This is a genomic window from Erythrobacter sp. CCH5-A1 (assembly GCF_001557115.1).
Lineage (GTDB): Bacteria > Pseudomonadota > Alphaproteobacteria > Sphingomonadales > Sphingomonadaceae > Erythrobacter.
The window spans coordinates 24,860-33,245 of sequence record NZ_LSKQ01000298.1 but is presented as its reverse complement, the minus strand read 5'-3'; the positions used below and the strand labels follow the sequence as shown (position 1 = coordinate 33,245).

The window sequence follows — 8,386 nt, the reverse complement described above, 5'->3', positions numbered from 1 at the left end:
CCCGCCACCAGCACGTGCGCCTGGGCTTCTCGGACCGCCAGATGGCCGAACTGCTTAAGGCCGCCGGCTTCACCGCCAGCCCGCCGACCGCGCTCGAAGGCGGGGCGCTGGTGGTCAAGATCTGGACGGCCAAGCGCCGTCCCGTCCCCGCCTCCCCCAAGACCCCCGCTCTGGAAACCGCGAAATGACCCCGACTCTCAACCAGCTCCACGAATACCGCACCGCCACCGATACGCCGCTATTCTCCGGCCTGCCGGGCGACGTTGCGGTGAGCTTCGAATTCTTCCCGCCCAAGAGCGAAAAGATGGAAGAGCAGCTGTGGGACGCGGTGACGCAATTGAAGCCGCTGGACCCGAGCTTCGTCTCGGTCACCTACGGCGCGGGCGGTTCCACGCGCGAGCGCACCCATGCCACGGTCGCCCGGATCATCGGCGAGGCGAAGATGCCGGCCGCCGCGCACCTCACCTGCGTCGCGGCGAGCAAGGCGGAAATCCGCGAGGTCGCCGAGCAATATTGGGAAGCGGGCGTGCGCCATATCGTCGCGCTGCGCGGTGATGCGGGCGAGCCCGGCGCGCCTTTCACGCCGCACCCCGAAGGCTATGCCAGCGCCGCCGAACTGGTGAGCGGCCTCAAGGCCATCGCCCCGTTCGAGATCAGCGTTGCGGCCTATCCCGAAACCCACCCCGACGCGCATTCGCCGCAGGACGACATCGACAACCTCAAGCGCAAGCTCGATGCCGGGGCGACCCGCGCGATCAGCCAGTTCTTCTTTTCGGCCGAAACCTTCTTCCGTTTCCGCGACGCCTGCGCGGCGGCGGGCATCGCCGCGCCGATCCTGCCCGGTATCCTGCCGGTGACGAACGTCGCCCAGGCGCGCAAGTTCGCGACCGCCTGCGGCGCGGCGATCCCGGCGTGGATGGACGGGCTGTTCGAAGGCCTCGACGAAAAGCCCGCCGCGCGCCAGCTGGTCGCCGCGACGGTCGCGGCCGAGCTGTGCCGCCGCCTCTACGCTGGGGGCGTGCGCGATTTCCACTTCTACACCCTCAACCGCCCCGAGCTCGCCTATGCGATCTGCCACATGCTTGGGAAGCGCCCCGTTACGGAGAACGCCGCATGACCAAGCGTGAGCAACTTCAGGCCGCCGCCAAGGACCGCGTGCTGATCTTCGACGGCGCCTTCGGGACGCAGATCCAGCTGCGCAAGCTGACCGAGGAAGATTATGCCGGCAACCTCGGTCTCAAGGCTGACCAGAAGGGCAACAACGACATCCTCGCCCTGACCCGCCCCGACGTGCTGAGCGACATCACCCGCGCTTACTTCGAGGCGGGGTCGGACATCGTTTCGACCAACACCTTCTCGGCCAACCGCATTTCGCAGGCCGATTACGCGGCGGAAGGCCTCGTGCGCGAAATCAATGTCGCGAGCGGCAAGCTCGCCCGCGCGCTGGCCGATGAATATGCCGCGAAGGACGGCAAGCCCCGCTTCGTGGCGGGCGCGATCGGGCCGACCAACAAGACGCTTTCGCTCAGCCCCGACGTCGAAGACCCGGGCTATCGCGAGATCACCTTCGATTACCTCGTCGACGTCTACCTCGAACAGGCGCGCGCGCTGGTCGAGGGCGGGGTGGACTTTATCCTGATCGAGACGGTGTTCGACACCCTCAACGCCAAGGCCGGGGTCATGGCGGTCAAGCAGCTCGAGCGCGAGCTGGGCCGCGAAGTGCCGGTGATGATCTCGATGACGCTCACCGACCTGTCGGGCCGCAACCTCTCGGGCCACACGGTCGAGGCCTTCTGGTATGCGGTGCGGCATGCTAAGCCGGTTACCATCGGCCTCAATTGCAGCTTCGGCGCCGAGCAGCTGCGCCCGCATGTCAAGGTGCTCTCGCAGATCGCGGACACGCTGCTGATGATCTACCCCAATGCGGGCCTGCCCAACGAGCTCGGGGAATATGACGAACTGCCCGATACCACCGCGGGGCTGGTCAAGGACTGGGCCGATCACGGCCAGGTCAACATCCTCGGCGGGTGCTGCGGTTCCAGCCCTGCGCACATTGCCGCGATTGCCAAGGCGGTCGCGAACAGCGAACCGCGCGCCGTGCCCTCGCCGGAGCCTGCCATGAAGCTGGCAGGGCTCGAGGCCTTTATCGCTGCCTAGAACAATGCCCGTTCGCCCGGAGCACGTCGAAGGGCCGTCCTGTCTTTGCCGAAGAAGAGTGCGGTGCTTCGACAAGCTCAGCACGAACGGAACTGAGAACCTGAGAAAATGACCCAACCCTCCTCCTCCCGCTTCATCAATATCGGCGAGCGCACCAACGTCACCGGCTCGGCGGCGTTCAAGAAGCTCATCATGGCGGGCGACTATGCCGCCGCAGTGGAAGTCGCGCGCCAGCAAGTCGAAAACGGCGCGCAGGTGATCGACGTCAACATGGACGAGGGCCTGCTCGACGCCGTCCACGCGATGACGACCTTCCTGAAGCTGATCGCCGCCGAGCCCGACATCGCCCGCGTGCCGGTGATGATCGACAGCTCGAAGTTCGAGGTGATCGAGGCCGGGCTCAAGTGCGTCAGCGGCAAGCCGATCGTCAATTCGATCTCCATGAAGGAAGGCGAGGACGCCTTCCTCCACCACGCGCGCATCTGCATGGATTATGGCGCGGCGGTGGTGGTGATGGCCTTCGACGAGACGGGCCAGGCCGACACCAAGGCGCGCAAGGTCGAAATCTGCAAGCGCGCCTATGATCTGCTGGTGGCCGAGGGCTTCCCGCCCGAGGACATCATCTTCGACCCCAACATCTTCGCGGTGGCGACGGGGATCGAGGAGCACAACAATTACGGCGTCGACTTCATCGAGGCGGTGAAGGAACTGCGTGAGCTGTGCCCCCACGCGCATTACTCGGGCGGCCTCTCCAACCTCTCCTTCTCCTTCCGCGGCAACGAGCCGGTGCGCCGCGCGATGCACTCGGTGTTCCTCTACCACGCGATCCCCGCCGGGCTCGACATGGCGATCGTCAACGCCGGGCAGCTCGACGTCTACGACCAGATCGACCCCGCGCTGCGCGAGGCCTGCGAGGACGTGATCCTCAACCGCGATCCCGACGCCACCGAGCGCCTCATCACACTCGCCGAAAGCTTCAAGGGCAAGGACGCCAAGGCCGAGAAGGAAGCCGAGGAATGGCGCGGCTGGCCGGTCACCAAGCGGCTCGAACACGCGCTGGTGAAGGGCATCGACGCCCATATCGTCGAGGACACCGAGGAAGCCCGCCAGTCGGCCAATCGCCCGATCGAGGTGATCGAGGGCCCGCTGATGGACGGCATGAACGTCGTCGGCGACCTGTTCGGCTCGGGCAAGATGTTCCTGCCCCAGGTGGTGAAGTCCGCCCGCGTGATGAAGAAGGCCGTCGCCCACCTCATCCCCTTCATCGAGGCCGAGAAGGACTTCCTCCCCGAAGAGGAGCGCAAGGCCAAGGGCAAGATCATTATGGCGACGGTGAAGGGCGACGTCCACGACATCGGCAAGAACATCGTCGGCGTCGTGCTCCAGTGCAACGGCTACGAGGTGATCGACCTTGGCGTCATGGTCCCCTGGCCGACGATCCTCCAGAGCGCCAACGACAACAAGGTCGACATGATCGGGCTATCGGGCCTCATCACCCCCTCGCTGGACGAGATGGTGACGGTCGCCGAGGAGATGCAGCGCGCGGGCATGACCATGCCGCTGCTGATCGGCGGGGCGACCACATCGAAGGTGCACACCGCGCTGAAGATCGACCCGGCCTATGATGGCCCCGTGATCCACGTGCTCGATGCAAGCCGCGCGGTGGGGGTCGCCTCCAAGCTCCTCTCCGACACCCAGCGCGACGATTACGTCGCCGAGGTCGAGGACGAGTATATCGCCGTGCGCGATGCCCGCGCGGGCCGGACGACCAGCGAGCTCCTCCCGCTCGAAGAAGCGCGCGCGAACGGCTTCAAGATCGACCTCGCCGAAAAGCCCGATGCGCCAGCGCAACCGGGCCTCCACGTGTTCGACGACTGGAGCCTCGAACACCTGCGCGACTTTATCGACTGGACGCCGTTCTTCCGCGCCTGGGAACTCCACGGCAACTACCCCGCGATCCTCACCGACGAGGTGGTGGGCGAGACCGCGACCCAGCTTTTCGCCGATGCCAACGCGATGCTCGACACAATCATCGCCGAAAAGTGGCTGACCGCACGCGGCGTCGCCGGGCTGTGGCCTTGCGGGCGCGACGGCGACGACATCGTGCTCGACAACGGCACGCGCCTCCCGATGCTGCGCCAGCAGGTCAAGAAATCGCGCGACCGGGCGAACATGTGCCTTGCCGACTTCATCGACCCCTCGGGCGACTGGATCGGCGGCTTCGCGGTCGGCATCCACGGGATCGAGCCGCATTCGGCCCGCTTCCTCGCCGACAAGGACGATTTCTCCGACATCCTCCTGAAGGCCCTCGCCGACCGTTTCGCCGAGGCCTTCGCCGAGGCGCTGCACCAGCACGTGCGCACCACGCTGTGGGGCTATGCGGCGGGCGAGCAGCTCGACAACACCGCGCTCATCAAGGAGCAGTATCGCGGCATCCGCCCCGCGCCGGGCTATCCCGCCTGCCCCGATCACTCGCTGAAGCCGATCCTGTTCGACCTGCTCGATGCGCCCGCGAACGTCGGCCTGACCTTGACCGAAAGCTTCGCCATGTGGCCGACGGCGGCGGTCTCGGGCTTCTATTTCGGGCACGGCCAGGCCGAGTATTTCGGTGTCGCCCGCATCGGCCCCGACCAGGTCGCGGACTATGCCGAGCGCCGCGGCGTCGAGCTTGCCACCGCCGAGCGCTGGTTGAGGCCCAACCTCGACTGATCGAAAAAGCGGGTCAGACTGATCGGGAATCTGCGCAAGATTGCGTAACCCCGCCCGCGCGCCCCGCGAATGGCGTTCGACGAGGCGGGATTACGGGTTTGCACGAAGATGACACGATACATGGATGGCACGGCGAGTGCCTGGTTCTTCCCCAATGACGCTGCCTGGGAGCGCGACGACCCGATCACGCTGGTCACGCTCCGGCTCGATCCCGCCGCTGACGACGGCGCGCTCCATTTCCTCGAAAGCGCCGAGCGCGAGGCGCTCGACCGCTGGACGGCGAGCGGCACGGTGCTGATGGCGCTGGTCTCGCAGAGCCGTCGCGAGCTCAACCTCGTGATCGCCTGCAACGACGAAGAAGCGCGGCGCGCGGCGGAGGAGATACCCTCAGTCGCGAGCGAGCTGGCCGAGGTCGAGGTGCGCGGCGTCGTCGCGCTGGCGCTGGCGGGGGCGCACAGGCTGGTGATGCACTGACCGGCGCCGCGCCGGGCGGGCGGATTGCCGCTTGTGCCGGGCACGGCTTTGCGACAGCCTGCGCGGCATGATCCGCCTCGCTCTCGCCGCGCTCGCGCTGCTCGCCGCCCCCGCCGCTGCGGAAGTCTACACGCCCCCGCCGCCCGCCACGGTCGTGGTCGCCTTCGACCGCGAGACCATCCGCCCGCTGATTGTCGAAGGGCTGGCGGACAAGGCGACGGGCCGCAAGCTGGAGGCCAATGATCCGGTCCGGATCGCCTCGATTTCCAAGCTCATCATGGCGCTCGCCGCCTTGCGGCTCGCGGATGAGGGCAAGGTCGATCTCGACCGCGATGTCTCGGACTATCTCGGGTGGAGGGTGCGCTCGCCCTACTTCCCCGATGTGCCGGTGACGCTGGCGCAGCTGATGTCGCACCGCGCGGGGCTTTCGGGTTCGGCGGATTACATCATCCCGCTGGGGGAGAGCTTGGAGGCGAAATTCGCCGACCCCGCGTCATGGCGCAAAGGCGTGCGGCCGGCGACGCGCGAAGCATTGATGGAGTTGGAGCCCGATCCGGACACCTTTCTCTATTCCAACCTCGGCGCGCCGCTGGTGGCGACGGTGCTCGAGGCGGCCAGCGGCGAGCGCTATGACCGGCTGGTCGAGCGGCTGGTGTTCGCGCCGCTGGGGGTGAAGGCCTGCTTCAACTGGGTGGGCTGCGGCCCCGACATGGAAGCGCGCGCGGTGGTGCTCTACCGCGACACGGGCGAGGTGGCGAAGGACGGCGCGGGCGACCTGCCGCCGAACTGCACCATCCCTGTGATAGCCGGACAGGCATGCAACCTCGACAATTATGTGCCGGGCACCAATGCCTCGATCTTCAGCCCACAAGGGGGCGTGCGCATTGGCATGGTCGACCTCGCCAGGATCGGGCAGGAGCTTTTCAGTTACCCCCAAGGCAGCCGCTTGAGCTTCAACAGCTTCCTGCGCTTCAGAAATTCGGCCATTTGGGGGCCAACCGGAGCATCGCAGTTTTTCTGCCGCTACGGGCTTGCTCTTCAGATGATCGGGATAGGTAGCGACGACTGTGAGGACGACCTTTTTGGCTCCGGCGGCGCTTGGGTGGGGCATCCGGGCGAGGCATACGGGTTGGTTTCGGGGCTTTGGTTCAGCCAGAGCACCAAACGGGGCTTCGTCTATTTCACCACCGAGAATGCGCCCCCGCCCGGCGGTGAGGACACGGGCAATTTCACCCCCCGCGAAAAGGCGCTGATGGCCCGCGCGCTGGAGCTGGCGGGGAAGTAGCGGGCGGAAAGCCCCTCCCCATTCGCTGGCGAGCGGGGAGGGACGCGCGGCGCGGCGTGTTGGCAATTCGCAAGACGCCAAGGCGGCGGGGGAGGGGGCTTTCCTACCGGCCGCCAATGGCGCAGGATCGCCCCCATGGCCCTGCTCGCCGACCTCTTTTCGCGCCCCCAAATGGCCGGTTCGGGGGCGGAGAGAATTTCGGCACTATACAGTGTCTCATTGTCTCCAACAGGCCCCGGCCTGAACGGCCTGAACGGCCTGAACGGCCTCACGCCTCGGCCTTCACCCGCCCGCCGAGCTTCGCGATCAGCGGCGTCGCGAAGGGCTTGGTCAGCATCGTGCTCCCCACCGCCATCAGCAGCAGCGCGGTGAAGGTGGTGGAGGTGATCACCGCCTTGTCGAGCAGGATGTTGGCGAAGATGATCATGATCAGCGCCTTGGTCTGGAGCAGCCAACCGATCAGGCTCGCCTCGGTGCGGCTCCAGCCGAGCAGGCGTCCGGCGATGTGGACGCCCAGGAGCTTGCCGCCCACCGCCGCCACCAGCAGCAGCCCGGCGACGCCGAAGACCGCGAGCCCGCCGCCCTCCCACTGGGTGCGCAGGCCGGTCGAGAGGAAGAACACCGGCATGATGGTGAGCAGCACCACGTCGCGGAAGCGGTCCATCGCCTCGTGCCCGAACCACTTGGCATCGAGCACCACGCCCGCGAGGAAGGCGCCGACCATGAAGTGGAGGCCCGACCAGTCGCCGGCAAAGCCGCACACCGCGAGCCAGATGAGGCCCACCGGCCAGCGGTCGGCCTCAGCGAGGCGTGCCATCAGCCCGCGGATGCCCCACGCCGCGATCGTGAAGCCGGCGAGGAACACCGCCTGCCGTCCGATGCGCTCCCAGTCGAGCAGGATCAGCGCCAGCACGCCCCAGATCGCGATGTCATCGAGGCTGGCGTATCGCAGGATGCGCTGGCCCAGCGCCTCGCGCAGGATGCCGAGCTTGTCCATCAGCAGCACTAGGATGGGGAGCGCGGTGACCGCGCAGGCCATGCCGATGCCGAGCAGGGCTTGCCAATACGCGCCATTGGGCCCGCGCCAGCCGGGGAATTGCAGGATCACCGCCGCCGCCGCCGTGCCCGCCAGCAGGGGCATGCCGAGGGCGAGGCCAGCGGTGAGGCCCGTCTCGCCGCGATGCTTCCATGCCTGGCTGAGGTCGAGCTCGATCCCGGCGATCCACACGAACATCATCACTGCCCACCACGCAACGCCGTTCAGCGCGGTGATGACCTCGGGGCGGAAGACGAAGGCGTAGTAGTCGGGGAAGGCCGCGCCCAGCACCCCGGGGCCGAGCAGAATGCCGCCGACGATCTGGACGACGACGAGCGGCGCCCAATAGTCGGTCCGGGCTACGCGCCACACCAGCCACGGCACGGCGAAGATGATCGTGAGGGCGATGAGATAGATTTCGGTGAGGTTCATGGCGAGGGAGTGTCTATTGGGCCGCGCGAGGCGGGGCAAATGCGTTTTCCACACGGCAAAGGGGTGTGTCGCCAATTGACGCGGTGCAGCAATATGGGCATCGCAGGCGCGTCTTCCGGTGCAGGAGCGATTCTGTGGCGGGCAGGCGAGCGGGAGAGCCCGATGCCTCGGTCAAACGGGGCAAAGGCGCCGAAGGAGCAACCGCCCCGGAAACTCTCAGGCCACCGGACCGCTCGGCTGTGTGACACTCTGGAAAGCGTCCCGGACCAGCGCCGGGGCCACCGAAGGGGAGG

The 8,386-nt window shown here is 67.0% G+C and carries 6 protein-coding genes, 1 pseudogene and 1 riboswitch; of the genes and pseudogenes, 6 read left to right on the top strand and 1 reads right to left on the bottom strand.

Annotated elements, in window-relative coordinates; genetic code table 11:
• From AX708_RS20130 to AX708_RS18260, 6 genes and pseudogenes are all read left to right on the top strand, one after another.
• Positions 1 to 188 (top strand): annotated as a pseudogene (locus tag AX708_RS20130) (ArsR family transcriptional regulator); the annotation flags it as partial.
• The gene (gene metF / locus AX708_RS18280; RefSeq protein ID WP_066530805.1) at positions 185 to 1,117 is read left to right on the top strand and encodes a methylenetetrahydrofolate reductase [NAD(P)H]; all 933 of its coding nucleotides are present in this window, start codon (positions 185 to 187) and stop codon (positions 1,115 to 1,117) included. The pseudogene AX708_RS20130 and the gene metF, both read left to right, overlap by 4 nt.
• Positions 1,114 to 2,157 carry a homocysteine S-methyltransferase family protein gene (locus AX708_RS18275; protein ID WP_066530808.1) on the top strand — a complete coding sequence of 348 codons (1,044 nt, stop codon included), beginning with the start codon at positions 1,114 to 1,116 and terminating at the stop codon, positions 2,155 to 2,157. Before metF ends, AX708_RS18275 begins: the two co-directional genes overlap by 4 nt.
• A 108-nt stretch (positions 2,158 to 2,265) precedes the next feature.
• Positions 2,266 to 4,866, top strand: a complete 2,601-nt coding sequence (gene metH, locus AX708_RS18270) for a methionine synthase (protein ID WP_066530809.1) — start codon at positions 2,266 to 2,268, stop codon at positions 4,864 to 4,866.
• Between the two features lie 108 nt (positions 4,867 to 4,974).
• Positions 4,975 to 5,340 carry a hypothetical protein gene (locus AX708_RS18265; protein ID WP_156443430.1) on the top strand — a complete coding sequence of 122 codons (366 nt, stop codon included), beginning with the start codon at positions 4,975 to 4,977 and terminating at the stop codon, positions 5,338 to 5,340.
• A 67-nt stretch (positions 5,341 to 5,407) separates the two neighbouring features.
• A complete protein-coding gene (locus AX708_RS18260) occupies positions 5,408 to 6,625 on the top strand; it encodes a serine hydrolase (RefSeq protein ID WP_066530813.1) in 1,218 nt (405 codons plus the stop codon).
• A 268-nt stretch (positions 6,626 to 6,893) separates the two neighbouring features.
• On the opposite strand, the gene AX708_RS18255 is transcribed toward AX708_RS18260, so the two are convergent.
• Positions 6,894 to 8,093, bottom strand: coding sequence for a cation:proton antiporter (locus tag AX708_RS18255; protein WP_066530816.1), 1,200 nt, complete (start codon positions 8,091 to 8,093; stop codon positions 6,894 to 6,896).
• 140 nt (positions 8,094 to 8,233) lie between these two features.
• Positions 8,234 to 8,335, top strand: a riboswitch (glycine riboswitch).
• The last annotated feature ends 51 nt before the right edge of the window (positions 8,336 to 8,386 follow it).

What these genes read in the sequence shown, in the direction of transcription:
- metF (WP_066530805.1), top strand. Translation starts at nt 185, where the DNA reads ATGACCCCGACTCTCAACCAGCTCCACGAATACCGCACCGCCACCGAT.
- AX708_RS18275 (WP_066530808.1), top strand. Translation starts at nt 1,114, where the DNA reads ATGACCAAGCGTGAGCAACTTCAGGCCGCCGCCAAGGACCGCGTGCTG.
- metH (WP_066530809.1), top strand. Translation starts at nt 2,266, where the DNA reads ATGACCCAACCCTCCTCCTCCCGCTTCATCAATATCGGCGAGCGCACC.
- AX708_RS18265 (WP_156443430.1), top strand. Translation starts at nt 4,975, where the DNA reads ATGACACGATACATGGATGGCACGGCGAGTGCCTGGTTCTTCCCCAAT.
- AX708_RS18260 (WP_066530813.1), top strand. Translation starts at nt 5,408, where the DNA reads ATGATCCGCCTCGCTCTCGCCGCGCTCGCGCTGCTCGCCGCCCCCGCC.
- AX708_RS18255 (WP_066530816.1), bottom strand. Translation starts at nt 8,093, where the DNA reads ATGAACCTCACCGAAATCTATCTCATCGCCCTCACGATCATCTTCGCC.